The sequence below is a fragment of the Neisseria oralis genome, assembly GCF_045062685.1.
Lineage (GTDB): Bacteria > Pseudomonadota > Gammaproteobacteria > Burkholderiales > Neisseriaceae > Neisseria > Neisseria oralis.
The window spans coordinates 50,908-76,201 of record NZ_JBJGEB010000010.1 but is presented as its reverse complement, the minus strand read 5'-3'; the positions used below and the strand labels follow the sequence as shown (position 1 = coordinate 76,201).

At 55.1% G+C, this 25,294-nt stretch carries 23 protein-coding genes and 1 pseudogene; 17 read left to right on the top strand and 7 right to left on the bottom strand.

Annotated features, from left to right (window positions below):
• The 6 genes and pseudogenes from ACI43T_RS09880 to ACI43T_RS09855 form a co-directional block, all read left to right on the top strand.
• Nucleotides 1-127 (top strand): annotated as a pseudogene (locus ACI43T_RS09880) (SDR family NAD(P)-dependent oxidoreductase); the annotation flags it as partial.
• Nucleotides 128-178: 51 nt separating this feature from the next.
• Entirely contained in the window at nt 179-748 is a 570-nt protein-coding gene (locus tag ACI43T_RS09875; protein ID WP_009173689.1) for a ubiquinone biosynthesis accessory factor UbiJ, read from the top strand.
• A gap of 72 nt (nt 749-820) precedes the next feature.
• The gene (locus ACI43T_RS09870; RefSeq protein WP_405386800.1) at nt 821-1,711 is read left to right on the top strand and encodes an NAD(+) kinase; all 891 of its coding nucleotides are present in this window, start codon (nt 821-823) and stop codon (nt 1,709-1,711) included.
• A 369-nt stretch (nt 1,712-2,080) separates the two neighbouring features.
• Complete coding sequence (locus tag ACI43T_RS09865; protein WP_405386798.1) at nt 2,081-3,640, top strand: BCCT family transporter; 1,560 nt, start codon at nt 2,081-2,083, stop codon at nt 3,638-3,640.
• A 3-nt stretch (nt 3,641-3,643) separates the two neighbouring features.
• Nucleotides 3,644-3,772 (top strand): hypothetical protein, encoded by a 129-nt coding sequence (locus ACI43T_RS09860; RefSeq protein WP_405386796.1) that lies wholly within the window; start codon nt 3,644-3,646, stop codon nt 3,770-3,772.
• Nucleotides 3,773-3,822: 50 nt separating this feature from the next.
• Complete coding sequence (locus tag ACI43T_RS09855) at nt 3,823-5,493, top strand: choline/carnitine O-acyltransferase (RefSeq protein ID WP_405386794.1); 1,671 nt, start codon at nt 3,823-3,825, stop codon at nt 5,491-5,493.
• Between the two features lie 217 nt (nt 5,494-5,710).
• On the opposite strand, the gene ACI43T_RS09850 is transcribed toward ACI43T_RS09855, so the two are convergent.
• Nucleotides 5,711-6,358: an NAD(P)H-hydrate epimerase gene (locus tag ACI43T_RS09850; RefSeq protein ID WP_405386807.1), complete on the bottom strand. Its 648-nt coding sequence runs from the start codon at nt 6,356-6,358 to the stop codon at nt 5,711-5,713.
• 318 nt (nt 6,359-6,676) lie between these two features.
• Between ACI43T_RS09850 and ACI43T_RS09845 the strand changes: the two genes are divergently transcribed.
• The 3 genes from ACI43T_RS09845 to ACI43T_RS09835 all read left to right on the top strand — a co-directional run bounded on the left by ACI43T_RS09845 (nt 6,677) and on the right by ACI43T_RS09835 (nt 9,097).
• On the top strand, nt 6,677-6,943 hold the full coding sequence (locus ACI43T_RS09845) for a FeoA family protein (RefSeq protein ID WP_297955992.1): 267 nt from the start codon (nt 6,677-6,679) through the stop codon (nt 6,941-6,943).
• 163 nt (nt 6,944-7,106) lie between these two features.
• On the top strand, nt 7,107-8,969 hold the full coding sequence (gene feoB, locus ACI43T_RS09840) for a ferrous iron transporter B (RefSeq protein WP_405386792.1): 1,863 nt from the start codon (nt 7,107-7,109) through the stop codon (nt 8,967-8,969).
• Complete coding sequence (locus ACI43T_RS09835; RefSeq protein WP_083299283.1) at nt 8,969-9,097, top strand: FeoB-associated Cys-rich membrane protein; 129 nt, start codon at nt 8,969-8,971, stop codon at nt 9,095-9,097. The genes feoB and ACI43T_RS09835 overlap by 1 nt, the downstream gene beginning before the upstream one ends.
• Before the next feature lie 235 nt (nt 9,098-9,332).
• Here ACI43T_RS09835 and ACI43T_RS09830 read toward each other — a convergent pair whose 3' ends face one another.
• A complete protein-coding gene (locus ACI43T_RS09830) occupies nt 9,333-10,466 on the bottom strand; it encodes a glycerate kinase (protein WP_405386789.1) in 1,134 nt (377 codons plus the stop codon).
• Nucleotides 10,467-10,896: 430 nt separating this feature from the next.
• Here ACI43T_RS09830 and recN point away from each other — a divergent pair, with 430 nt between their 5' ends.
• Complete coding sequence (gene recN, locus ACI43T_RS09825; RefSeq protein WP_405386787.1) at nt 10,897-12,558, top strand: DNA repair protein RecN; 1,662 nt, start codon at nt 10,897-10,899, stop codon at nt 12,556-12,558.
• A 75-nt stretch (nt 12,559-12,633) separates the two neighbouring features.
• Here recN and ACI43T_RS09820 read toward each other — a convergent pair whose 3' ends face one another.
• The gene (locus ACI43T_RS09820) at nt 12,634-12,816 is read right to left on the bottom strand and encodes a hypothetical protein (protein WP_009173698.1); all 183 of its coding nucleotides are present in this window, start codon (nt 12,814-12,816) and stop codon (nt 12,634-12,636) included.
• A 170-nt stretch (nt 12,817-12,986) separates the two neighbouring features.
• Here ACI43T_RS09820 and gshB point away from each other — a divergent pair, with 170 nt between their 5' ends.
• Nucleotides 12,987-13,943: a glutathione synthase gene (gene gshB / locus ACI43T_RS09815; protein ID WP_405386785.1), complete on the top strand. Its 957-nt coding sequence runs from the start codon at nt 12,987-12,989 to the stop codon at nt 13,941-13,943.
• Between the two features lie 132 nt (nt 13,944-14,075).
• Here gshB and ACI43T_RS09810 read toward each other — a convergent pair whose 3' ends face one another.
• The 4 genes from ACI43T_RS09810 to grxC form a co-directional block, all read right to left on the bottom strand.
• On the bottom strand, nt 14,076-14,609 hold the full coding sequence (locus tag ACI43T_RS09810) for an isochorismatase family protein (RefSeq protein ID WP_405386783.1): 534 nt from the start codon (nt 14,607-14,609) through the stop codon (nt 14,076-14,078).
• A 132-nt stretch (nt 14,610-14,741) separates the two neighbouring features.
• On the bottom strand, nt 14,742-16,784 hold the full coding sequence (recG, locus tag ACI43T_RS09805) for an ATP-dependent DNA helicase RecG (RefSeq protein WP_405386780.1): 2,043 nt from the start codon (nt 16,782-16,784) through the stop codon (nt 14,742-14,744).
• A gap of 85 nt (nt 16,785-16,869) precedes the next feature.
• Nucleotides 16,870-17,304, bottom strand: a complete 435-nt coding sequence (secB, locus tag ACI43T_RS09800) for a protein-export chaperone SecB (protein WP_009173702.1) — start codon at nt 17,302-17,304, stop codon at nt 16,870-16,872.
• Nucleotides 17,305-17,325: 21 nt separating this feature from the next.
• The gene (gene grxC, locus ACI43T_RS09795) at nt 17,326-17,583 is read right to left on the bottom strand and encodes a glutaredoxin 3 (RefSeq protein WP_009173703.1); all 258 of its coding nucleotides are present in this window, start codon (nt 17,581-17,583) and stop codon (nt 17,326-17,328) included.
• 247 nt (nt 17,584-17,830) lie between these two features.
• Here grxC and ACI43T_RS09790 point away from each other — a divergent pair, with 247 nt between their 5' ends.
• From ACI43T_RS09790 to ACI43T_RS09765, 6 genes are all read left to right on the top strand, one after another.
• Nucleotides 17,831-19,324, top strand: a complete 1,494-nt coding sequence (locus tag ACI43T_RS09790; RefSeq protein WP_405386778.1) for an Rne/Rng family ribonuclease — start codon at nt 17,831-17,833, stop codon at nt 19,322-19,324.
• 44 nt (nt 19,325-19,368) lie between these two features.
• A complete protein-coding gene (locus tag ACI43T_RS09785; RefSeq protein WP_009173705.1) occupies nt 19,369-19,761 on the top strand; it encodes a diacylglycerol kinase in 393 nt (130 codons plus the stop codon).
• A 143-nt stretch (nt 19,762-19,904) separates the two neighbouring features.
• Nucleotides 19,905-20,384: a copper chaperone PCu(A)C gene (locus ACI43T_RS09780; RefSeq protein WP_009173706.1), complete on the top strand. Its 480-nt coding sequence runs from the start codon at nt 19,905-19,907 to the stop codon at nt 20,382-20,384.
• A gap of 145 nt (nt 20,385-20,529) precedes the next feature.
• Complete coding sequence (gene mnmA, locus ACI43T_RS09775; RefSeq protein ID WP_405386775.1) at nt 20,530-21,633, top strand: tRNA 2-thiouridine(34) synthase MnmA; 1,104 nt, start codon at nt 20,530-20,532, stop codon at nt 21,631-21,633.
• 116 nt (nt 21,634-21,749) lie between these two features.
• A complete protein-coding gene (locus tag ACI43T_RS09770) occupies nt 21,750-23,423 on the top strand; it encodes an AMP-binding protein (protein ID WP_405386773.1) in 1,674 nt (557 codons plus the stop codon).
• 132 nt (nt 23,424-23,555) lie between these two features.
• Nucleotides 23,556-25,190 (top strand): CTP synthase, encoded by a 1,635-nt coding sequence (locus tag ACI43T_RS09765; RefSeq protein WP_405386771.1) that lies wholly within the window; start codon nt 23,556-23,558, stop codon nt 25,188-25,190.
• Nucleotides 25,191-25,294 lie beyond the last annotated feature (104 nt).

Sequence of the window (25,294 nt, the reverse complement as noted above, 5' to 3'; positions counted from 1 at the left end):
CGCCCGTGCCGAGTTCTACGCCGCCGAGGCCGCCAAACTCGGCCTTCCCGCCCCCGATTTCGATTCGGCAGACCGCAGCGGCGGTAAAATTGTAAATACCGTTTTCGGCAATATCCTAAGCCTGTAAAATCACAGCCGTTACCTTTCAGACGGCCTGAGCGGCCGGCAAGAGAAAACCATGTCCGCCTTACTTCCCGTTATCAACCACCTCATCCGGCAGAATCCGGAACACCAAAGCAGCCTGGCGCATTTCGCCGGCAGGACCCTGTGCATCAATCTTTCCGGCCTGCGCATCAAAGCCTGCATCGGCAGCAGCGGTTTTTTGGAGCCTACCGCAGAGGAGGCGGATACCGAAATCACTTTCCGCAACAGCGCCGTGCAGAAAATCCTGCAAGGCGGCAAACCCGGGGTGGGCGACATTGAAATCGACGGCGACCTGATGCTCGGCATGTCGCTGCTGCCGATACTGGGCGGCCTGCGCTACGATGCCGGCGATGACCTGAACCGCATCTTCGGCGAAACCGCCGCCGAAAACATCAGCGCCCGCGCCGCCGCCATCGGCGACACGGTCAAACAAATCGGCAAAAGCATCGCCGAACAAATCGGCGAATTTGTCCGCGAACCGGAATCTCCCGTGCCCGACCAAGCCACCATCGCCGCATGGATGGAGGAAGTGGACAAACTGCGCGACGACGTCGCCCGCCTGAGCGCGCGGCTCGACCGGCTCGAGCGCGACATCCAGACCTGAAACAGCCCGCCCTGTCTGTTTCCCGCCGCTTCGGCTATAATTTCCCGATACCAGCCCGTCCACGCGTACACAATGAACAGCCAATTCCAAAACATCGGCATCGTTACCCGCCCGAACACGCCCGACATCCAAACCAACGCCCGCACGCTCATCAGATTCCTACATGCGGAAAAACTGACGGTATTTCTCGATGAAGCCTGCACCGAAGACGGCAGCGTCTTCCCCGAAGATACCGGCGGATGCCACATCACCGCCAAATCCGGACTGGGCGGGCGGTGCGACGTTGTCATCGTCTTGGGCGGCGACGGCACGTTCCTTTCCGTCGCGCGCAAGCTCGCGCCCCACGGCACACCCGTTATCGGCGTCAACCAAGGGCATCTGGGCTTTCTCACGCAAGTTTCGCGTGAAAACATGGTCGAAAGCCTGCGCGCCATGCTGGCCGGACAATACCGCGCCGAAGAGCGCATCCTGCTTGAAGTATCGCTGGAACGCGACGGCGAAATCTGCCAGCAGTCGCTCGCCCTCAACGATGCCGTCATTTCCCGCGGCGGAGCGGGGCAAATGATTGAATTTGAAGTGTTTATCGATAAAGAGTTTGTCTACACCCAGCGCTCGGACGGACTCATCGTCTCCACGCCCACCGGTTCGACCGCCTACGCGCTGGCGGCCGGCGGTCCGATTCTCCAAGCGGGATTGCGCGCTTTTACATTGGTGCCGATTTGCCCTCAGTCCATGACCAACCGCCCGATTGCTATTCCCGATACCAGCGAAATCGAAGTGCTCATTACCAAAAGCGGCGACGCCCGCGTGCACTTCGACGGACAATCTTTCGTCGACATCCAAAACCTCGACCGCATCCGCATCCGCCGCTACCCGCGTCCGCTGCGCATCCTGCATCCGACCGATTACGAATATTTCAAAACCCTGCGCCAAAAACTGCACTGGGGCGAGCAACTGCTTTAAGCGTTTGCCCGCCACTGCCATCACGTTAATGTCAACGCATTCCCGTTTGTTGAAACAAAAGGCCGTCTGAAAACAGCATAGAATTGTTTTCAGACGGCCTCCTTATTCCTAGGCTGCATTTTGAATACGCCGAATCCATCGGGCGCGGCATGAGTATTTCACACCTAATAAATAAAGTAGCTGCGGAAAACCGGTTGAAGATTAACTCATATCAAATACAGTAGATTCTCATGACTAATGCTTGTCTGAAAACCTTTGTTTTTTCAGACAAGCATTATAGAATCGAATAAAGAAATACTTAATCTTACGCTAAACGTCTTGCTTGTTTGTTCGATTTAAAAATTATCAACCAACTATAAAGGCTAGCGTATGTCCGCGAACGAAGAAACTCAACCCAAGCGTCCCAATTACTTTTTATGGACTGCTCCCTTAGTAGGTGCCTTGGCTACAATAGCTGTTGTCAAACCCACTTTATTTACCAACACGATTACCGATGTCAGTAAGTTCTTCTATATGAAGTTTGACTGGCTGATTATGTGGCTGCCTCTATTGGCATTTACCGTGTGTATGACCGTTGCTTTGTCCCCCCGCTTCGGCAATATCCGGTTGGGCGGAAAGGATGCCCAGCCGGAATATTCATTCTTTTCTTGGATGAACATGCTGTTTACCGCCGGTATCGGTGTGGGTATTGTGTTCTTCGGCCCGATTGAGGCGCTGTGGCACTACTATCATTCGCCCATCGGTATACAGGCAGAAAATTTGCCTGAATACCAGAAAGTGGAAAATGCAATGAGCCTTGCGCTGCATGTATGGGGTATTCCGGCATGGTCGCTTTATACTATCGGCGGGCTGGTGCTGGCATACTTTATGTATCAACATAAAACGGAATGTACGCCCTCTGCGCCGCTGGAATATGCGTTCAAACACAAGAAATGGGCAAAACCATTGGGCATTTTGATTACAGGCATAGCGATTGTGTCGATTGCCATGTCGGTTTCCTCTTCCATTGCCATGGCTTCCACACAAATTTCTTCCGGTATGAAAATCATCACCGGAATGGACTTTAGCACAATAGGCTGGCAAACCGTCGTTCTGATCATTATCGCCTCCCTTTATACTTTGGGTGCCGTATTGCCGATTGAGAAAGGTATGAAATGGCTGGGCGATTTGACCGTGGTTTTGTCTTTACTCATGCTGGTATTTGTCTTCTTGGTCGGCCCGACCCACTACTTCCTCAGCAATTTGGTCGTGTCTATCGGCAATATCCTCACTCAAACCGTTCACCATTCCTTCGAGCTTTATTTGTTCCATAACCGCGATTGGCTGGTATGGTATCCGATGGCTTACTGGGTATGGTGGATTACTTGGACACCGTTTGTGGGTGTGTTTCTCGCCAAAATTTCCAAAGGCCGCACTTTACGCGAATTCGTGCTGGCTTCGATTATGGTACCGGTCGGCTTCTTGGTAATTTGGTTCTCCGTATTCTCCGGTTTCAGCCTGCTTGACACCGTAGAAGGTAGCGGACGCTTGGCGGAAATTGCCAATAAAGGCGACTACGAAGGCACATTCTATTACCTGCTCAATATGCTGCCCCTGTCTTTCGCAACCAAACCGCTGACTGTGGTTCTGTTCCTCGGCTTCGTGGTGACTACTGTAACCAGTTCCGCCATTTCTCTGGGCATTATGACCAGCAACGACGGACGCCGTGAAAACAAAACCCGCGCAGTAATTTGGGCTATCTTAATGTCGCTTATCGCCTACGCCGTGATTGTTACCGGTAAGATGGAAGGTATTAAAGCTGTCGGCTCATTCTCCGGCTTCCCGTTTGTATTCATTATGTACTTATGGTTTGCCGCACTTTGGCGCCAGCTCAAACGCGACATACCCCGCGTATCGCCCGCCCAAGAACCTGTAAAAAACAAGGAGTAAACCGTGGAAAAACAAATTATGTATTTGAATCAAAGCGTTCAAGACAACATTCTCGAAACTGTATTGATGGTTTTGGTTCTCGCCTTTTTAGGCTATGTCATCAAACTGGCCTTCATTGAAAAAGACGATTAAACATTTACAGACAGGCATTACCGCCTGCGCCTAATGATTAGGAGAACACGATGTCCCAGACATCCCGCCTCCCCGTGCCTGATTTGGCCGAAACCTGCGAACGCTATTTGAAACTGGTGCACCCGCTGCTGAGTGATGAAGCTTTTGAAAAAACCGCAGCAACCACCCGTAATTTCGAATCGGGCAAAGGCAAAGAATTGCAAGCCGCGTTGCAGCAATTTGCAGCAGAAGTCGAAACCAGCTGGTTGATCGACGCTTGGCTCGAAAGCTATCTGCGCGTACGCAATCCGCTGCCTTTAGCCAGCAACGTAGGTTTCAACATCCAAACTCAAGGTAAGGATTTGGCGGAGTGGGCATCGGCATTGGCTGCGGTGTGCGCTGATTATTACCATCAGCGCATTCCCGTGCCGCAAACCCCGCAAGGTACGCCCGTATGCATGGAGCAATGGAAAATCTTGCAAGGTGCCGCACGCGTGCCGCAAAAAGAAGTCGACGGATTCCACTTTTCACCGAATGGCAGCCGTCACATCGGCGTATTGCACAACGGTTTCTACTACCGAATTGCCGCGCTCGACGAACAATTTGAAGCCTACCATCCCGATGCGTTCAGACAGGCATTTGAAGAAATCCTTTCCGATACCCATCAAAACAAATATCCGGTAGCCGTACCCTGCTACTTGGGCGGCAACGAAACCGCCCGCGTGTACCAAGCCCTGCAACAGCATGACGACAACACCCGCCTGCTGGAACACATCAAACAAGACCTGTTTCACATCAGCATCAGCAACGAAGACCTTGATGCCGACAGTGATCTGGCACAAACCACGTTCCAACCTAAGCAAAACGTTTGGTGCTACAAACCCACCACCTATTGCTACAACACCAGCACCAAGCGCCTGTATCTGCATTGCGAACACACTTGGGCTGACGGCGGCGCGCTCAAAGGCATCGTGACCCTTGCCGCTGCCAAACTGAACTCACTCGTCGGCAAGAAAACCCGCCCTGCCGTCCACCGCTACGAATGGCAGTTGGATGCCGACTTGCTGAAAAACTGGGAACAATGGCAGCAAAACTATGCCAAACAAGCTGACCAGATGCACGTAACCAGCGTTACCATCCCGTTCAACGGCTTAACCATTCCCAAAGGCGTGAGCCAAGATGCGTTGATGCAGTTCCTCCTGCAATACGCCCAACTCACTACCTACGGCAGCGTCCGCAACACATACGAAGCCGTTGATGTGAGCCACTTCAAAAACGGCCGTACCGAATGCGTGCGCCCCGTTTCCAACGAATCGCTGGTCTTCGTCGGCACCTTATTGCAGGAAAAACCCTCCCGCGAAGCGCTGGATGCCGCATTGGCCGAACATAAAGCCCGCATCAAAGCCAGCAAACTCGGCCAAGGCGCCAACCGCCACCTGCTCGGCCTGCAACTGATGGCAACCAAAGCAAACAGTGAGATTCCTGAATTTTTTAAAGACGAAGGCTACCAAACCTTTACCACCGATTTCCTCTCCACCTCAACCGTAGGCGACAACAGCACAGTAGTGAACTTTGCCTTTGCCCCCACCTCGGTTGGCGGCTTGGGCATCAACTACACCATTACGCCCGAAGGCTGGCTGTATACGGTAAGCCATACCCAAGAGCAACAACAGAAAGTCAACGTATTTGTGGAGGCCTTGAAAGTTGGCGGGAAACATTTGCTCGAATTTCTCAATGCTTGACGGAATGCCTACCTGAAAGCCCGTTTTTCTTTTCAGGCAGGCAACCTCTGGCCGGAGAAACCAGCTTTCCAGCGGGGATGGGGACAAAGAAGGACGCAACCGTACCCGCCGTATCCAATCTCAAAAACAACGTCGTCTGAAAACAGGCATAGCAGGTTTCGCTAATGCCGTATTTTCAGACGACGTTTTTATTTTATCTAAACCACCCCAAAGAGGGCTACTCTATCCCAATATCCAAACACACGGTTTCGCCGCAATATGCTTTGCCTGCTTCAGTCATATGCGCGGGTTTGTAGGCGGCGAAGGCGTAAGTCAGGTCGGCGCGGAAGGTGTCTTTGTCTGCTTCGCCGGTGTCGCAGTTCAGCCCGGTCGGGATGTCTAACGCGATTTTGAAGCCGTCGGCTTGATTCAGCAGACGGCAGACGGCGGCGGCTGTTTCGGGCAATGCGCCGCTGAAGCCTGTTCCGAAAATGCCTTCGATAATGAGGCCGTAACCTGTTTTCAGAGTGCGAAGCCTGCCTGTGGTACGGCCTTCCAGTTCGTCGGGTCGGATAAAGCTGACGCCGTCCGAATGATTCAAACGCTCGCGGTTCAACTGCGCTAGCGGCGACAGTTTATCTCCCAAGACGAAAACAACATCTACCCGCCAATCCTGTTCGGACAACACGCGCGCGATGACCAAACCGTCGCCGCCGTTGTTGCCCTTGCCGCAAACAATCAACGCGCGTCCTGCTTTCGGGAAACGGCGCAGCAAATCCGCCGCGGCGGCTTGTCCCGCGTTTTCCATCAGTTGCTCGAAAGTCGTGCCTTTATCGACTGCCATTTGTTCGTGTTCGCGCATTTCTGCAGCGGTGTAGATTTTCATCATTCGCTCCTTTGGTCTTTACTGCTCTATAAAACATCCAAACGAAAACCTTATCAATAGCCCTGCCTAACTTTCACAACGAATCATTCGCTTTCTTTGATTTGTCGCAAGAGGTCGTCTGAAAATAAGGAACTTGGTGGCTTTGGATTTGATTTTTATGTTAACAAGATTTATTATCATAATAAAATAAAGCGATAAACAATCAAAATTACTTCTTTTGCGGGAACAGGCGTTGGGACATACCTTTGCCCTGTACTGTGTCCAATTCGTCTTTACTGGCTGTCTCTTTTTCAATCGACAACGAAAGTAAAACACCCTATGTCTGCCATACCATTGTCAAAACTCAGTAAAGGCGCGGTCGCGCACATCGATTCCATCGTCCCCAATCCGACTTTCGGCGAACTCGACCCGCTGGTTACGCGCCGCCTTGCCGATTTGGGCTTTTCCGGCGGAATGCCGCTGCAGGTGATTGCCGTCGGCGGATTCGGACGCGGCCCGTTTGCCGTGCGGTTGGGCAACCAGTCGCAATTTTCGTTGCGGCAGGAAGAGGCGGGAAAAATTATGTGCCATGTGATTAACGGCTGACTTACGCCGTACCCACAGGCAGGCTTCGCACTCTGAAAATGTGGCAAAGGCGGATTGAATCTGACCGCTCTATCCTTTTCAGACGGCCTTAGGCAGTCTGGAAGCGTAGTTTCAACGCCCTTCCCCAACTCCATCACACAAACAAAAAAGGAGAATTCAATTCATGGAACTAAGCTATTTTGCCTTGATCGGTGCGCCAAACTGCGGCAAAACCGTTCTGTTCAACGGTTTGACCGGCGCCCATGCCAAGGTTGCCAATTATCCGGGCGTAACGGTCGATAAGCGCGAGGGCGCCTTCCTCGACGATGCTGCCGTCCGCATTATCGACCTGCCGGGCACATACAGCCTACGCACGACCAGCCCCGACGAAGCGGTGGCAAAAGATGTGGCAGTGGGCAAACTGGGCATTCCGCCCGACGCCATCATTGCCGTTGCCGACGCGACCAACCTGCGTATGACCCTGCGCATGATTCTGGAACTGAAAACGCTGGGACTGCCTATGGTGGTGTCGCTGAACATGAGCGACGTTGCCCGCAAAAGGGGCTTGAATATCGATGCGGCCAAACTGAGCGAACTGCTGGGCGTACCCGTTTTGGAAACGGTGGCGGTAAGCGCGTCGGGCATACACGCGGTGCGCGAGGCGGTGGCCAAACTGCCGCGCAAACGCTCTTTCCCTGCCAGCCCCGCCTCTGCCGAACGCACGCTCGATGCGCTGGAGAGCGACAAACTTTATCAAGAAGTCGAATCGATTTTGGCACAGGTCGTCCGCACGGAAATGACGCTGCCGGCATGGCATAAGAAACTGGACGACATCGTGCTGCATCCTGTGCTGGGTATGATTCTGCTGCTGGTCATCCTGTTTATGGTGTTTCAAGCGGTTTACACTTGGGCGGCGCCGATTATGGACGCCATCGAAGGCGGCTTTACCGCGCTGGGCGAATGGGTCGGCGCGAATATGGCGCCGGGCATCCTCAACGACTTGCTCGTCAACGGCGTGATTGCCGGTACCGGCAGCGTGTTGGTGTTCCTGCCGCAGATTACGATCCTGTTTGCCTTCATCCTGCTTTTGGAAGATTCCGGCTACCTGCCGCGCGCGGCATTCCTGCTGGATAACGTGATGGCGAAAAGCGGCCTGTCCGGACGCTCGTTCATCCCGCTCCTGTCGAGTTTCGCCTGCGCCGTTCCCGCCGTGATGTCGGCGCGCACCATCCACGACCCGCGCGAACGCCTCGTTACCATCGCCGTCGCCCCGCTGCTGACCTGCTCCGCGCGGCTGCCCGTGTACGCGCTGATTATCGCCGCCGTCATTCCCAACCGCACGGTGGGCGGGATTTTCAACCTGCAAGGGCTGACGCTGTTCGTCCTCTACATCGCAGGCATCCTGTCGGCTGCTTTGGCGGCGTACATTATGAAACGCTTGGCGCGGATGAAAGGCAACGTGCAACAATTCCCGCTCTTGATGGAGCTGCCGACCTTCCGCACGCCCAACTTCAAACACATCATGACCAGCCTGTGGGACAGGGTCAAAGCCTTCCTGAAACGAGCCGGTACGATTATTTTCGCGCTGACCGTGATCCTATGGGGCTTGGTAAGCTGGCCGCAACCGCCCGCAGGCGCGACAGGCGCGGCAATCGATTACAGCCTCGCCGGCACCATCGGCCACGCCATCCAGCCGCTGTTCGCCCCGCTGGGCTTCACTTGGGAAATGTGTATCGCCATGATTCCGGGCATCGCCGCACGCGAAGTCGTCGTTGCCGCGCTGGGTACGGTTTATGCCGTCAGCGCATCGTCTGAAGACGCCGTACAAAATGCGTTGATTCCGATTGTACACAACAACTGGGGCCTGCCGACCGCCTTCGCCTTCCTGGCTTGGTATGTGTACGCCCCCATGTGCGCCGCAACTTTGGCAGTGATTAAACGCGAAACCAAATCAGCCAAAGATACCTTCCTCATTACCGGCTACCTGTTCGTAATGGCTTACCTTGCCGCATTTGCGGTTTACCAAATTACTTCGAGGATACTGTGATGACTCAATATATTATCGTCGGCATCATCATGCTTGCCTGTTTGTTTTTCCTCTTGCGGAAATTCTTGTTCAAACCGAAAAAACACGATTGCAGCAGCGGTTGCGGCAAATGCGGCGGTTGCGGTTGACAACTTAAACCCGACTTAACCAAACAGCCTGAGGCCGTCTGAAAATCATTTTTCAGACGGCCTCAGGCTTTGTTCCAGCCGCTAAACCAACCATATTTATCGGTGCGGTTCAAGTCCAACTTGGCCAGCTCGGAAATCTTGTTTTCGGTCATGGACGGCATGGCGGCTGCCGGCCGTTAACCGGCCAAACGGCTCTTTGGAAAAATACGGAACAAGATGGGGCGTATTCGGGCCGTTACAGGCTCATTTTGAGCAGTTTCGCAATATTGCGCGCGGTCAACTCCAGATTTTCCGCCGTTTCCGCCGCAGCTTCCGGAAAAGTGCAGCATTTGTTCAGGATACTGAATACGGCGTCGATGCCGTAGCCGTTGACCACTTCGACATCCTTCCCCAGACTTCCGGCGATTCCGATGACCGGAATGTTGTGTTTTTTGGCCAGTGCCGCCACCCCGACGGGCACCTTGCCGTTGATGCTCTGGCTGTCGATACGGCCTTCTCCGGTAATCACCAAGGCCGCGCCCTTCATGCTTTCTTCCAGACGCAGAAACTCGGTGATGATGCCGATGCCGCTTTTCAGACGGCCTCCCAATACGCCTGAAAACGCCGCACCCAATCCGCCGGCCGCACCCGCGCCCGGCAGGTCTTTGACTTCGACATCCAGCTTTTGCTCAATCACCTCGGCGTAACGGCTCAGGGCTTGGTCCAGCGCTTCGACCATTTCCGGCGTCGCCCCTTTTTGCGGGCCGAAAATACGGGAAGCGCCCTGCCTGCCCACCAGCGGGTTGCTGACGTCGCAGGCCACGTCGAAACGGCATTCCTTCAACCGTCCGTCCAACCCGCCGACATCAATTTCGGCCAGTTGCGCCAAAGCCGCGCCGCCGTAAGCTAGTTCCCTGCCGTCGGCATCTTTCAGCCCGACGCCCAGCGCCTGCAACATTCCCGCGCCGCCGTCGTTGGTGGCGCTGCCGCCCAGCCCGATGATGAAATGGCGCACGCCTTCGTCCAGCGCCGCCAAAATCAGTTCGCCCACGCCGTAAGTCGTGGTAATCAGGGGATTGCGCTGTTCCGGCGGCACTTGCTCCAAACCGCTGGCAGAAGCGATTTCGATAAAGGCGATTTCCCCGTCGCCCGAAATTCCCCAGAAGGCGCGTTGCGGCAGCCCCAAGGCACCGATGACCTCACACTCGATTTTACGGCCTCCCGTCGCCTCCACCATCGTGTCCACCGTACCTTCGCCGCCGTCGGCAACCGGCACTTTGACATATTCGGCGTCGGGGAAGACCTCCCTAAATCCTTTCTCGATATGGTTGGCAACCTGAAGGGCAGACAAGCTCTCTTTATATGAATCCGGTGCGATTAAAATTTTCATTTGCTCTGCTCTCTCTGCAAACTCGGACACAGGCCGTCTGAAAAGACGGAACACATAACAAACAGGGGGAACGCTCCCATCATGTCGGCAGCCTTCTTCGGCAAAGGCGTGGGTGCGTCGGGCAGGGCGGTCATGGCCGATACCGCTCCGAAAGAAATTATGGGACTGGCGGGCGGTCTGTTCAAGCGGCGGTAGGTAATCAGCCGTTTTCCCTCGTGTCCAGATTCATTACATCGACAAAGGCCGTCTGAAATTTTCAGACGGCCTCTGTTTAAAAATAAGATGTTTATATTCAGCAAGATAAAAAATAAATAAAGAAAAACTAAATTTTAATATAGAAAAACTTATTCAAACTACGAAAAATCTTAGTTATAATCCGAAGCATCTGAAAAGGCCGGTTTCAGACGGCCTGTATACCGAGGAACCCTTTATGCTGCTGGCCCTGTCGTTACGCGACTTCGTAATCGTCGAAACCCTTGATTTGGATTTTCAAAACGGCTTTACCGTACTCACCGGCGAAACCGGCGCAGGCAAATCCATCACGCTCGACGCACTCGGCCTGCTCTTGGGCGACAAAGCCGATTACAGCCAAATCCGCAGCGGCGCGAAAGAAGCCCGCCTCTCCGCCCTGTTCGACCTTTCCGGCCTGACCGGCCTGCAGGAAGAGCTGCGCGCGCAAGGGCTGCTGGACGAAGGTTCGGAGGAACTCAGCATCCGCCGCATTATCGACGTCAAAGGCAAAAGCCGCAGCTACATCAACAATCAGGCCGCCACACTCTCCCAGCTCAAGACCGTAGGCGAACAACTTATCGACATCCACGGCCAGAACGCGCACCACTCCCTCAATCAAGAATCCGCCCAACGCCGCCTGCTCGACGCCTTCGCCGGCAGTCTGGAACAGGCGGAAACCGTCAGACAACGCTACCAAAATCGGGAAAACGCCAAAAAAGCCCTGCACAAAGCGCGGAATCAGGCCGAAAACACCGCCATCGAGCGCGAACGGCTGGAATGGCAGTTCAACGAACTCAACCAACTCAGCCTCAAGCAGGGCGAATGGGAAACCCTCAACCAAAGCCACGACAGCCTCGCCCATGCCGCCGAACTGCTGCAAGCCGCCGCAGAAACCGGCGAAACCATAGACGGCGACAACGGCATACAGCGGCAGATATACCGCTGCCAAAAACTCCTCGGCAGCCTGCAAGCCATCGAACCGCGCTTTGCCGAAAGCCTCAACATGCTCGCCAGCATCGAAGCCGAACTCGGCGAAATCAGCGCCAACATGCGCGATGTCGCCTCGCGGACCGACATCGACCCCGACGAACTGGCCAAACAGGAACAGCGCATGGGCGAACTGATGGGCGCGGCACGAAAATACCGCGTCGAACCGCAGAATTTGCCCGCCAAACTGGAAGAAATCGGCCTCAACCTGCAAAACCTCCACGCCGCCGGCGACATCGCCGCCCTCGAAGCCGCCCTCGCCCGCAGCGAAGCCGAGTACGACGAAGCCGCACAAACACTCTCCGCCATACGCCGCGAGGCCGCCGCACGGTTGGGCGACGAAACCACCGGCCATATGCAGCATCTGGCCATGAAAGGCGCGCAGTTCCATATCGAGCTGCTGCCCTCGCCCCCGACCGCACACGGTTTGGAGCAAGTGCAGTATCAGGTTTCCGCCAACCGCGGCAGCCCGCTGCGCCCGCTCAACAAAGTCGCATCCGGCGGCGAACTGGCCCGCATCAGCCTCGCCCTGCAAGTCGTAACCAGCCACCACACCCGCGTTCCGACGCTGATATTCGACGAAGTCGACACCGGCATCGGCGGCGGCGTGGCCGAAACCGTCGGCAAAGCGCTACGGGCACTGGGCGGGCAGCATCAGGTACTGGCCGTTACCCACCTGCCGCAGGTCGCCGCGTGCGGCGAAAACCACTGGCAGGTACACAAACACAGCGACGGCAGCCAGACCGTCAGCCGAATCAGCGTGCTTGACCGCGCAGGCCGCATCGAAGAAATCGCCCGTATGCTCGGCGGCGAAACCATTACCGACACCACCCGCAGCCACGCGGCCGAACTGCTCCAACTGGCCGCAGGCTGAAACCGCAGACAAAAGGCCGTCTGAAAACGTTTTCAGACGGCCTCTTAATTTATAAGCGCAATACCGGATAAAGTATCAACCACCACGGCGCCTTAATTCATCACAAGCGGGCGTACCGTTATATTTTCTTTGTATGCTCTGCTTTTGAAATTCGCACAATTTCCGCAATTCTTCTTTCGTGTAGTTACCGTAATCATTAGCGAATACCGGTGCGGCCATACCAACCGATGCAATAAGCAGGCACAGTTTTTTCATCATTTACGTTCTCCGATTCATTATTAATGATATTGAATTATACCGTTTATCTCATATAAATACCACTTGTATAGCAACCATCCGAGACGGAACTCCCGCACAAACTTTTAAAACGTTTTCAGACAGCCTCGATAAAGGGTATGATTGCAGCGTTTGCACACAAGGAAAAAGACATGAAAATCCTGTTTATCGCCGATCCCCTGTCCACCTTCAAAACCTACAAAGACACCACCTACGCCATGATGCGCGAAATGGCCAAGCGCGGCTGGCGGCTTTCGCACGCCCTGAGCGGCGAATTGTCGGTGCGGCAGGGGCTGGTTACGGCGCAGGCCGCGCCGTTTGAATTTATCGGTGCCAAACACGACCGCGACCACGAATGGTTCGCCGCCGCAGACAAAATTCAGACGGCCTTAAAAGACTTCGACGCCGTCATCATGCGCACCGACCCGCCGTTTGACATGCAGTACCTCTACGCCACCCAACTGCTGACGCTGGCGGCGGAACAAGGTGCCAAAGTCTTCAACAGCGGACAGGCCATGCGCGATTTCAACGAAAAACTGACCATCCTGAATTTCAGCCGTTTTACCGCGCCAACCCTCGTTACCACCCGCTCGGCGGATGTCCGCGCATTTTTGGCGGAACACGGCGACATCATCATCAAACCGCTGGACGGCATGGGCGGCATGGGCATCTTCCGCCTGACCGAAAAAGACCCCAACATCGGCAGCATCCTCGAAACCCTGATGCAGCTTGATTCCTGCACCATCATGGCGCAACGCTACATCCCCGAAATCGTCCACGGCGACAAACGCATCCTGATTATCGGCGGCGAAGTCGTCCCCTATGCTTTGGCGCGTATTCCGCAAAACGGCGAAACGCGCGGCAACCTTGCGGCAGGCGGGCGCGGCGTGGCGCAGGAATTGAGCGAACATGACCGCGAAATCGCCGAAACCCTCGCCCCCGAACTCAAGCGCCGCGGCATCCTGCTCGCGGGTCTGGACGTCATCGGCAGCAACCTGACCGAAGTCAACGTTACCAGTCCGACCGGCTTCCAAGAAATCATGAAGCAAAAAGATTTCGACGTCGCCGCCATGTTTGCCGACGCCGTCCAAAGCTGGGCGGCCCGCTAAAATGCGGCCGGCCGCATCACCATTGCGGCTTTAATTTATTTTTCAGACGGCCTCTCCGATATGCTTCACGCCTGAGAGGCCGTCTGAAATTTCAATGCGGATAAAAAAGCCCGAAATCTTTGCCCGCCGCCGTTACCGAATCAGCTTGGACACGGCTTTAAACGCAGGATGCCCCGCATCGCCCAGCAGCATAAACAGCAGGCTTTCGGTATTGGACACCACCGCGCCCGCATCACGCATCTGCTGCAAACCGTTTTCCTTATTGTCGGGATGGCGCGAGGCCGTACAGTCGAACGGCACATACACTTCCAGCCCCGCCGCGCGCAAATCCAATACCGTTTGCAGCATACAGATATGCGTCTCCGCGCCGGCCAACACCACATTCGCAATCCGTTTCTGCTTCAGGATTTCGCCAACCTGCGGCAGGCAGGCGGAAAAACGGGTCTTTTCAAATACCGGCGCACCGTCCAGTAACAACTGCACCGCAGGCACGGTCTTGCCCAAACCCTTGGGATACTGCTCCGTCGCCAGCAACGGCACACCCAAAGCCCGCATTCCCTGCAACAGGACGCGGCAGTGCCCGACCATTTCGTCCGCCCCGTGCAAAACGGGCAACAGACGTTCCTGAACATCAACGACAAGACACAAAGTATTTTCCGGATTCATGATTTTTCCTTTCAGACGGCCTCAATAAACAACCCTGCCGATACCGGCCGGTTTTCTGGTTCCTTCGACTCCCGCCGCGCGGGAATGCGGCGCTTGCGGATTTTCATTTCAATTTACTATTTTCAGACGACCTCACACGCCCAAATACCCTTCCCTGCTGGCAAGCCACCTTGCCAGATGTGCTTCGACGATTTCGGGATTTTGTTCAATCAGCATCGGGGCGATTTCGCGCGCTTGTTCCAAGAGGTGCAGGTCTTCTTCGAGGTTGGCGAAACGCAGCATGGGGACGCCGCTTTGGCGCGCACCGAGAAATTCGCCGGGGCCGCGGATGTTGAGGTCTTGGCGGGCGATTTCGAAGCCGTCGGTGTGTTCGTAGATGACTTTCAGCCGCGCTTTGGCGAGTTCGCTCAAGGGTTCGGCAAACAGGAGGACACACACGCTTTCTGCCGCGCCGCGCCCTACCCGACCGCGTAATTGGTGCAGCTGCGCCAAGCCCATGCGCTCGGCGTGTTCGATCACCATCAGGGCGGCGTTGGGCACATCTACGCCGACTTCGATGACGGTGGTGGCGACCAAGACGTTCAGACGGCCTGCGGCAAACTCCGCCATGACTTCGGCTTTTTCGGCGGCCTTCATTCGCCCGTGTACCAAGCCGATGTTGAGTTCGGGCAAGGCTGCCTGAAGCTGCTCGAGGGTTTCGGTGGCGGTTTGCAGTTGCAGGGTTTCGCTTTCTTCAATCAGCGGGCAGACCCAGTATGCCTGCTGCCCTTTGCGGCAGATGTTGAGGACGAAACCTTCGACTTCGGCGCGGCGGACGTTGTTGACGAGGCGGGTTTTAATCGGGGTGCGCCCGGGCGGCAATTCGTCGATGACGGACACGTCCAAGTCGGCGAAAAAACTCATGGCGAGCGTGCGCGGGATGGGCGTGGCGGACATCATCAGCTGGTGGACGTCGCGCCCTTTGTTTTTGAGGGCGAGGCGTTGGGCGACACCGAAGCGGTGTTGTTCGTCCACAATCACCAAGCCCAGATTTTGGAACTCGACGTCGTCTGAAAACAGGGCGTGCGTGCCGACGGCGATTTTGACGGTACCGTCAGCGAGTTTGGCTTTGGCTTCGTCTTTGGCTTTTTTGCGCTGGCTGCCAGAGAGCCAGACGACTTCGAGTCCTAAAGGTTCGAGCCATTGTTTGAACTTGATGAAATGCTGTTCAGCAAGGATTTCGGTCGGCGCCATCACGACCGCCTGCGCGCCGGATTCGATGGCGGTCAGCGCGGACAAGGCGGCGACGATGGTTTTGCCGCTGCCGACATCGCCTTGCAGCAGGCGGTGCATGGGGTGGGTTTGCGCCATGTCGCGGCGGATTTCGGACACGACCCTTTCTTGTGCATCGGTCAGGGCAAACGGCAGGGCGTGGCGCAGTGCTTGGGTCAACGTACCGTCTCCGCCCAATGCCGCCGCCGTGCCGCTGACGCGCTTCTGCCGCGCCAAGCGCATGGAAAGCTGTTGCGCCAAAAGTTCGTCGAATTTGAGCCGCTGCCATGCGGGCAGCGCGCCGTCGGAAAGCTGGTGGATGGTGAAACTCGGCGGCGGCGAGTGCAAAAGGCGCAGGCTTTCGGCGAGGTGCGGCAGTTTCAGACGACCCAATAAGGCATCGGGCAGCGTGTCGTGCAGCGGCGTAACGTCCAACGCCGTCTGAATGATGCGGCGCAAAGTAGGCTGGTTCAAACCGTTTACGGTCGGATAGACGGGCGTGAGGCTTTCCGCCAAACCGCTGCTCTCGGCATCACGGATTTTGGGATGAATCATCTCGTCGCCGTGAAACCCGTGTTTGATTTCTCCCACGGCGCGGATGCGTTTGCCGACCGCCATCTGTTTCTGGTTGCTGGCGTAAAAGTGGATGAAGCGCAGAAAAAGGACGCTGCCGGAATCGTCGGCGATTTGGACAATCAGCTGCTTGCGCGGCTTAAAAGTCACTTCCTGATGAATGACTTCGCCCTCAACCTGACACGGCACGCCGATCGGCGCATCCTTAATCGGCATGATGTGCGTCTCGTCCTCGTAACGCAGCGGCAGATGCAAAACCAAATCCCATGCGGTGTGGAGGTTGAGTTTGTCGAGCTTCTTGGCGGAAACGTCGGTGATTTTGAGCTGTTTCTGGGTTTCGGGCGTCATCATGGCTTTGTCCTGTTTGCAGCCCTTATTTTATATGAAAAGGCCGTCTGAAACTTTTTCAGACGGCCTCTCGAACCATACGGACCGTTTAGGCATTGCCTTCCTGCTGTTGCTGGTACATGGCTTCGAAGTTAATCGGAGCCAGCAGTACCGGCGGGAAGCCGGCGCGGGTTACGCTGGTGGAAATGGCTTCGCGCGCGTAAGGGAACAGGATGTTCGGGCAGGCCACGCCCAAAAGCAGCTTGATGTCGTCTTCGGGGATGTTTTCCAGATGGAAGATACCGCTTTGGGTTACTTCGTTCAGGAACATAGTACGCTCGGCACCCAGCTTGGCGGTTACGGTAACGGTTACGTCAACGGAATAGTAGCCGTCTTCCAGCTTTTCGCTGGCGGTCGATACGCGCATATCGACTTCCGGCTCGCCCTGTTCCAAAAAGATTTGCGGCGCGTGGGGGACTTCCAGCGACAAATCTTTGACATACAGACGTTCGATGCTGAATACGGGTTGCAGTTCTTCGCTCATTTTGTTTTCCTATATTAAGGGTTACGGGTTTAACAACGCTTCCAGCCTGCCTTGCTGATGCAGGCTGTACAAATCGGTGAAGCCGCCGACGTGGGTGTCGCCGATGAAAATCTGCGGGATGCTGCGCTGGCCGGTACGGCGTTGCATTTGTGCAAAATCTTCGGGATTCCGATCGACGCGGATTTCATTTATTTCGCTTACGCCCAATGAGGCAAGCAGCTTTTTGGCCATCGTGCAATAGGGGCAGGACGGGCCTGTATACATGGTTACGGGTTGCATGGGTACTTCTCTGTTTTCATTCTCCGCACTATATGGGCACACGCGGGATTTTACAAGGCCGCCTGCCGGAGTATCGGACAAACCTTTCTTTCAGACGGCCTTATCGGCAGATTGTTCCTGACGATGGCGTAAATACGGCTTTTCCAGTATGATTGGCGCAATATCGGCAGCAAAAGCGCTTTTGCAATCGGTTTCCCGAAAAGATTGATTGCAAAAGTTTTTTTGTATTCAAAAATCAGGAACCATCATGCTTTCAGGAATCCCCATCCCGAAGGACGCCGTCCGTCCGCCCGAAACCGTGCTCGTCAACATTACGCCGCAGGAAACGCGCGTGGCAGTGTTGGAAGAAAACAATATCTGCGAGCTGCATATAGAGCGCAACAGCGGCCATAGTCTGGTCGGCAATATTTATCTGGGCGTGGTGCGCCGCGTGTTGCCCGGCATACAGAGCGCGTTCATCGACATCGGTTTGGAACGCGCGGCGTTTCTGCACATCGTCGATGTCCTCGAACAACGCCGCAACCCCGAAGAAACCCAGCGCATCGAGCATATGTTGTTTGAAGGGCAGTCGGTTTTGGTGCAGGTCATCAAAGACCCGATTAACACCAAAGGCGCGCGCCTTTCCACTCAAATTTCGTTAGCGGGGCGTTTCCTCGTCCACCTTCCACAGGAAGACCACATCGGCATTTCCCAACGCATCGAAGACGATGCCGAACGCAACAGCCTGCGCGAACGCCTGACTAATCTATTGCCCGAAGACGCGTGCCACGGCTATATCATCCGCACCAACGCCGAAAACGCCACCGACGAGCAGCTTTTGTCCGACATCCACTACCTGACCAAAGTGTGGGAACACATTCAAGAACAAGCAAAAATCCAACCGCCGGAAACCCTGCTGTATCAGGATTTGCCTTTGAGCCTGCGCGTGTTGCGCGATATGTTCAGTCTCGACACGCAAAAAATCCTAGTCGATTCAACCGAAAACCACCGCCGCATGACCCGCTTCGCCGAGCAATACGTCCATGGCGCATTGGGCAGGATAGAGTTGTTTAAAGGCGAACGCCCGCTGTTTGAAACCCACAACGTCGAGCAGGAAATCAGCCGCGCCCTGCAACCGCGCGTCAACCTCAACTTCGGCAGCTACCTGATTATCGAGTCCACCGAAGCCATGACCACGATAGACGTGAACACCGGCGGCTTCGTCGGCGCGCGCAACTTCGACGAAACCATTTTCCGTACCAACCTCGAAGCCTGCCACACCATCGCCCGCGAATTAAGGCTGCGCAATCTTGGCGGCATCATCATCATCGACTTCATCGACATGGCGCAGGAAGCGCACCGCGAAGCCGTATTGCAAGAGCTTGCCAAAGCCCTCGCCTTCGACCGCACCCGCGTTACCCTCAACGGCTTCACCAGCTTGGGTTTGGTCGAGCTGACCCGCAAACGTTCGCGCGAAAACCTCAGCCAAATCCTCTGCGAACCCTGCCCGTCCTGCCAAGGCAGGGGTCGTCTGAAAACGCCGCAGACCATCTGCTACGAAATCCAGCGCGAAGTCGTCCGCGAGGCCCGCCGCTACGATGCCCAGTCCTTCCGCATCTTGGCCGCGCCCAACGTCATCGACCTTTTCCTCGACGAAGAATCACAATCGCTGGCGATGCTGATAGACTTTATCGGCAAACCGATTTCGCTGGCAGTCGAAACCGCCTACACGCAGGAACAATACGACATCGTATTGATGTAACCCAACGATCAGGCCGTCTGAAAACCTAAAACAAAGACAAACCCATGCGCAACGAATCCTACGCATCCGAGAAAAAAGGCAAAACCGGCATCAAACGCATCATCAATGCCTACGGCTATTCCAAAGACGGACTCAAGGCCGCCTACCGGCATGAGAGCGCGTTCCGCCAAGTATGCTGGCTCAACCTGACGTTGGTTATACTCGCCTGCATCTTCGACTTTGATTTTTCCGTCAGGCTGCTGCTGATTACCGCATCCTTCATTTCGCTGATTACCGAATTGTTCAACACCGCCGTCGAAGCTGCCGTCGACCATACATCCACCGAAAAGCACGAACTGGCCAAACGTGCCAAAGACGCAGGTTCGGCAGCGCAGCTTGCGGCTTTGGTTTTGTTGGCGGTAACTTGGCTGTCCGCACTGTGGCACACCTACATCTAAATATTTTTAGCTATGTAAAATTATTATATTAGTTATTTATATCTAGTTATTAATCTGTAAAAATTTAATTTAAGTCAAATATTCAGACGGCCTTAACGTATAATATGACCACTATCTTCCCCAACCCTTGCAAAGGAAAAAACATGAAGAAACTACTGGCAACACTGGTTTTGGCAGGTCTGTACCAAACCGCTATGGCGGCAGGCATCCAAGTCGAAGAACCTTGGGCGCGCGCTTCCGTCGAAGGCATGAAAATGAGCGGCGCGTTCATGAAAATCAACAATGACACCAACGCCCAAGATTTTCTGGTCGGCGGCAACAGTCCCGTAGCGGAGCGCGTAGAAGTCCACACCCATGTCAACGACAACGGCGTGATGCGTATGCGCGAAGTCAAAGGCGGCATCCCTCTGCCGAAAAAAGCCGTTACCGAGTTGAAACCGGGCAGCTACCACGTCATGTTCATGGGCCTGAAACAGCCTCTGAAAGAAGGCGAAACCGTACCGGTTACGCTGAAATTCAAAAAAGCCAAACCCATTACCGTCGACGTACCGGTTAAAAACGTGCCCAAAGCGGCCGACGACGCACACAACCACAACCACGGCGGCGGTGCGCACGCACACTAAATCCCGCCTGATGTGAAAATCCCTCCCGGATTCCGGTCTTTCGAGGCCGTCTGAAACCCGTCTGTCGGTTTTCAGACGGCCTCAGTATATTTAAATTTATGTTAAAATCAGCGTTTAAATCCGTTTTCACCCCACATCTCCACGCATGAATATTGAAAACACACCGCAAAACATCATCGTCGGACTCTCCGGCGGCGTCGACTCCTCCGTAACGGCCGCCCTGCTCAAACAGCAGGGACACCGAGTGCACGGCGTATTCATGCAAAACTGGGAAGACGACGACAACGATGAATATTGCAGCATCAAACAAGACTCTTTCGACGCCATCGCCGTGGCCGACATCCTCAGCATCGACATCGACATCGTCAATTTCGCCGCACAATACAAAGACAAAGTATTCGCCTATTTCCTCAAAGAATACGGCGCGGGCAGGACGCCGAATCCCGACGTATTGTGCAACGCCGAAATCAAGTTTAAATGCTTTTTGGACTACGCCCTAGAGCAAGGCGCGGACACCATCGCCACCGGCCACTATGCACGCAAAGAAGTCCGAAACGGCGTGCACTACCTGCTCAAAGGCCTCGACCGAAACAAAGACCAAAGCTATTTCCTCTACCGCCTCCAACCCTTCCAGCTCGAACGCGCGATTTTCCCGCTGGGCGGTTTGGAAAAACCCGAAGTCCGCCGCCTTGCCGCCGAATTCAATTTGCCGACTGCCGCCAAAAAAGACAGTACCGGCATCTGCTTCATCGGCGAACGCCCGTTCCGCGAGTTCTTGCAAAAATACCTGCCGACCAACAACGGCAAAATGGTGACGCCCGAAGGAAAAACCGTCGGCGAACACGTCGGACTGATGTTCTACACGCTCGGACAGCGCAAAGGCCTAGGAATAGGCGGCGCTGGCGAGCCTTGGTTCGTCGCGGGTAAAAACTTGGCGAAAAACGAACTCATCGTCGTACAAGGCCACGACCACCCGCTGCTCTACACCCGCAGCCTCGTCATGAACGATTTGAGCTTCACACTACCCGAACGCCCGAAAGAAGGACGCTACACCTGCAAAACCCGCTACCGTATGGCCGACGCGCCCTGCGGACTGCGCTATCTTGACGACGACACCGCCGAACTTGTCTTTGACGAACCGCAATGGGCGGTAACGCCGGGTCAATCCGCCGTCCTCTACGACGGTGATGTCTGCTTGGGCGGCGGCGTGATTATGGCCACCGACAAACCGCTGATTGTTAACGGCTGACCCTTTTTCAGACGGCCTGGCCGGTACCGGCCGTTTCCGCAGATTCACCTGTTACCACGAGGCCGTCTGAAAACCCTTCCAGACGGCCTGCAACGAAAACCAAAGAAAGCCCCATTATGGAAAAACTCTGGCTGAACAGCTACGAACAAGGCGTCAACGCCGAAATCGACATCACTAGCTACAAATCCATCACCGACGTATTCAACCAAAGCGCGCAAAAATTCGGCGGCAAACCCGCCTTTTGCAATATGGGCAAAACGCTGACCTATGCCGAAACCGCCAAGCTGATTACCGACTTCGCCTCCTACCTGCAAAACGTACTGAAACTACCGCGCGGCGAGCGCGTCGCCATCATGATGCCCAACCTGCTGCAATATCCGGTCGCCCTGTTCGGCACCTTGCAGGCAGGCATGGTCGTCGTCAATACCAACCCGCTCTATACCCCGCGTGAACTGGAACACCAGCTTAAAGACAGCGGCGCAACCACCATCGTCGTTTTGGAAAATTTTGCCAACACGCTGGAATTGGTGCTGCCGCGCACGCAAATCAAACACGTCATCGTCGCCAGCGTCGGCGACATGTTCGGCACCATCAAAGGCACGCTGATGAATTTCGTGCTGCGGAAAATCAAAAAAGCCGTACCCGAATACCGCATCCCGAATGCCGTTCCGTTTCAGACGGCCATGAAACAGGGAGCGGCGCTGCCTTTTACCAAGGTAGACATCACCCGCGAAGACACCGCCTTCCTGCAATACACCGGCGGCACGACCGGCGTTGCCAAGGGCGCCGTACTCAGCCACGGCAACATCTGCGCCAATATGCTTCAAGCGAAAGAATGGATTAGGAACCAACTGCGCGAAGGAAAAGAAACCGTCATCGCCGCGCTGCCGTTCTACCACATCTTCGCCCTGACGGTGAACCTGATGATTTTTACCAACGCCGGTTCCAAAATCATCCTGATTACCAACCCGCGCGACATGAAAGGTTTCATCGGAGAACTCAAAAAAGAGCGTATCAGCGTCTTTGTCGGCGTCAACACCTTGTTTAACGGCATGGTCAACCAGCCCGATTTCGCCACCGTCGATTTCTCCGACCTGCGGCTGACGCTCGGCGGCGGCATGGCAACGCAGAAAGCCGTCGCCGAAAAATGGAAAGACATTACCGGCACCCCCATCGTCGAAGCCTACGGCCTGACCGAAGCCAGTCCGGGGGTGTGCTGCAACCCGCTGAATATTGAAACATACAGCGGCGGCATCGGCCTGCCGATACCCTCGACCGAAATCGAACTGCGCGATGCCGACGGCAGCACTGTGGCGCAAGGACAGCCTGGTGAACTATGGGTCAAAGGCCCGCAGATCATGCAGGGTTATTGGAACCGTCCCGAAGAAACCGCCAAAGCCATTGACGCGCGCGGCTTTTTGGAAACCGGCGACATCGCCGTCATGGACGAAAAAGGCTGGTTCAAGCTGGTCGACCGCAAAAAAGACCTGATTGTCGTTTCCGGCTTCAACGTTTACCCGAACGAAATCGAAGAAGTCATCGCCCACAACGACAAAGTCATGGAAGTTGCCTGCATCGGCGTGCCCAACGAAAAAACAGGCGAAGCGTTAAAAGTGTTCGTGGTAAAAAAAGACCCGTCGCTGACCAAGGAAGAACTCATCGCCTTCTGCCGCACCGAACTGACCGGCTACAAAGTGCCCAAAGACATCGAGTTCCGCGACGAACTGCCCAAATCCAACGTCGGCAAAATCCTGCGCCGCGAACTGCGCGAACAGGCGCTGGGCAAATAATCCGATTCCGTCCTACGGCAAGAGGCCGTCTGAAAATCCGGTTTTCAGACGGCCTCAATAGCGTCCGTCGGCCTCATTGCCAGCCCTACTGCTTCAAGGTAAAATCCCGTATTCCAACATGGGTACTGCATCATGACTAAATTTATTTTCGTAACCGGCGGCGTCGTATCTTCACTCGGAAAAGGTATCGCCGCCGCTTCTATTGCCACCATCCTAGAATCGCGCGGTTTGAACGTGACCATGCTCAAGCTCGACCCTTATATCAACGTCGACCCCGGTACGATGAGCCCGTTTCAGCACGGCGAAGTGTTCGTGACCGACGACGGCGCGGAAACTGACCTCGACTTGGGACACTACGAACGTTTCATCAACGCCACCATGACCCGCCGCAACAGCTTCAGCACGGGGCAGGTGTACGAAAACGTTATCGCCAAAGAACGCCGCGGCGACTACCTCGGCGGTACGGTTCAAGTCATCCCGCACATTACCGACGAAATCAAACGCCGCATCCACGAAGGCGCGGCGGGTTACGATGTGGCCATCGTCGAAATCGGCGGTACGGTCGGCGATATCGAATCACTGCCGTTTTTGGAAGCCATCCGTCAGATGCGCAGCCAGTTGGGACGCAACAACACCTTGTTCGCCCACTTGAGCTACGTTCCCTACATTGCCGCCGCCGGCGAAATCAAAACCAAGCCGACTCAGCATACCGTTAAAGAAATGTTGAGCATCGGTTTGCAGCCCGACATCCTGATTTGCCGCATGGACAGAACCATGCCCGCGGATGAACGCCGCAAAATCGCCTTGTTCTGCAACGTGGAAGAGCGCGCGATTGTGGGCAGCTACGACGTGGACAGCATCTACGAATGTCCCGAAATGTTGCACGACCAAGGCATCGACAACATCATTACCGAGCAGTTGCAGCTTAACGTGCAACAGGCGGATTTGACCGCGTGGAAAAAAATCGTCCATGCCATCAAAAATCCGAAACACACCGTCAAAATCGCCATGGTCGGCAAATACGTCGATTTGACCGAATCCTACAAATCGCTGATCGAGGCCTTGAAACACGCGGGTATCCACACCGAAACCGATGTGCAAATCACCTTCGTTGACAGCGAAAACATCGAGAAAAACAACGGCGACGTTTCCATGCTCAAAGACATGGACGCCATCCTTGTTCCCGGCGGTTTCGGTTCGCGTGGCGTGGAAGGCAAAATCGCCGCCGTGCGTTACGCCCGTGAAAACAACGTGCCATACTTGGGCATCTGCCTCGGTATGCAGATTGCGCTGATCGAATACGCCCGCGACGTGGCAGGCTTGAAAGGCGCAAACTCCACCGAGTTCGACCTCAAATGCGCCGCGCCCGTCGTTGCCCTGATTGACGAATGGCAAACCGCCGACGGCAGCGTCGAAACCCGCGACGAATCCGCCGATTTGGGCGGCACCATGCGTTTGGGTGCGCAAGAGGTTGAATTGAAAGCAGGCAGCCTCGCAGCCAAAATCTACGGCAGCGAACACATCCGCGAGCGCCACCGCCACCGCTACGAAGTCAACAACAACTACGTTCCCGCGCTGGAACAGGCAGGCTTGGTCATCGGCGGCGTATCTGCCGGACGCGAACGTTTGGTTGAAACCATCGAACTGCCGTACCATCCTTGGTTCTTCGCCTGCCAGTTCCACCCAGAGTTCACCTCCAACCCGCGCAAAGGCCATCCTTTGTTTACCGCGTTTGTTAAAGCCGCGTTGAACAATAAAAAAGTCTGACATTCGGTCAAAGGCCGTCTGAAAATAAAAAGCACCTCAGTTGTGAGGTGCTTTTTTAGTCCGTAGGTCAGGTATTTTATTCCCGACCTACAGCTGCGTCTACC

Excerpts from the sequence above, each read along its gene's own strand:
- ACI43T_RS09875 (WP_009173689.1), top strand. The coding sequence starts at position 179 with ATGTCCGCCTTACTTCCCGTTATCAACCACCTCATCCGGCAGAATCCG.
- ACI43T_RS09870 (WP_405386800.1), top strand. The coding sequence starts at position 821 with ATGAACAGCCAATTCCAAAACATCGGCATCGTTACCCGCCCGAACACG.
- ACI43T_RS09865 (WP_405386798.1), top strand. The coding sequence starts at position 2,081 with ATGTCCGCGAACGAAGAAACTCAACCCAAGCGTCCCAATTACTTTTTA.
- ACI43T_RS09855 (WP_405386794.1), top strand. The coding sequence starts at position 3,823 with ATGTCCCAGACATCCCGCCTCCCCGTGCCTGATTTGGCCGAAACCTGC.
- ACI43T_RS09850 (WP_405386807.1), bottom strand. The coding sequence starts at position 6,358 with ATGAAAATCTACACCGCTGCAGAAATGCGCGAACACGAACAAATGGCA.
- ACI43T_RS09845 (WP_297955992.1), top strand. The coding sequence starts at position 6,677 with ATGTCTGCCATACCATTGTCAAAACTCAGTAAAGGCGCGGTCGCGCAC.
- feoB (WP_405386792.1), top strand. The coding sequence starts at position 7,107 with ATGGAACTAAGCTATTTTGCCTTGATCGGTGCGCCAAACTGCGGCAAA.
- ACI43T_RS09835 (WP_083299283.1), top strand. The coding sequence starts at position 8,969 with ATGACTCAATATATTATCGTCGGCATCATCATGCTTGCCTGTTTGTTT.
- ACI43T_RS09830 (WP_405386789.1), bottom strand. The coding sequence starts at position 10,466 with ATGAAAATTTTAATCGCACCGGATTCATATAAAGAGAGCTTGTCTGCC.
- recN (WP_405386787.1), top strand. The coding sequence starts at position 10,897 with ATGCTGCTGGCCCTGTCGTTACGCGACTTCGTAATCGTCGAAACCCTT.
- ACI43T_RS09820 (WP_009173698.1), bottom strand. The coding sequence starts at position 12,816 with ATGATGAAAAAACTGTGCCTGCTTATTGCATCGGTTGGTATGGCCGCA.
- gshB (WP_405386785.1), top strand. The coding sequence starts at position 12,987 with ATGAAAATCCTGTTTATCGCCGATCCCCTGTCCACCTTCAAAACCTAC.
- ACI43T_RS09810 (WP_405386783.1), bottom strand. The coding sequence starts at position 14,609 with ATGAATCCGGAAAATACTTTGTGTCTTGTCGTTGATGTTCAGGAACGT.
- recG (WP_405386780.1), bottom strand. The coding sequence starts at position 16,784 with ATGATGACGCCCGAAACCCAGAAACAGCTCAAAATCACCGACGTTTCC.
- secB (WP_009173702.1), bottom strand. The coding sequence starts at position 17,304 with ATGAGCGAAGAACTGCAACCCGTATTCAGCATCGAACGTCTGTATGTC.
- grxC (WP_009173703.1), bottom strand. The coding sequence starts at position 17,583 with ATGCAACCCGTAACCATGTATACAGGCCCGTCCTGCCCCTATTGCACG.
- ACI43T_RS09790 (WP_405386778.1), top strand. The coding sequence starts at position 17,831 with ATGCTTTCAGGAATCCCCATCCCGAAGGACGCCGTCCGTCCGCCCGAA.
- ACI43T_RS09785 (WP_009173705.1), top strand. The coding sequence starts at position 19,369 with ATGCGCAACGAATCCTACGCATCCGAGAAAAAAGGCAAAACCGGCATC.
- ACI43T_RS09780 (WP_009173706.1), top strand. The coding sequence starts at position 19,905 with ATGAAGAAACTACTGGCAACACTGGTTTTGGCAGGTCTGTACCAAACC.
- mnmA (WP_405386775.1), top strand. The coding sequence starts at position 20,530 with ATGAATATTGAAAACACACCGCAAAACATCATCGTCGGACTCTCCGGC.
- ACI43T_RS09770 (WP_405386773.1), top strand. The coding sequence starts at position 21,750 with ATGGAAAAACTCTGGCTGAACAGCTACGAACAAGGCGTCAACGCCGAA.
- ACI43T_RS09765 (WP_405386771.1), top strand. The coding sequence starts at position 23,556 with ATGACTAAATTTATTTTCGTAACCGGCGGCGTCGTATCTTCACTCGGA.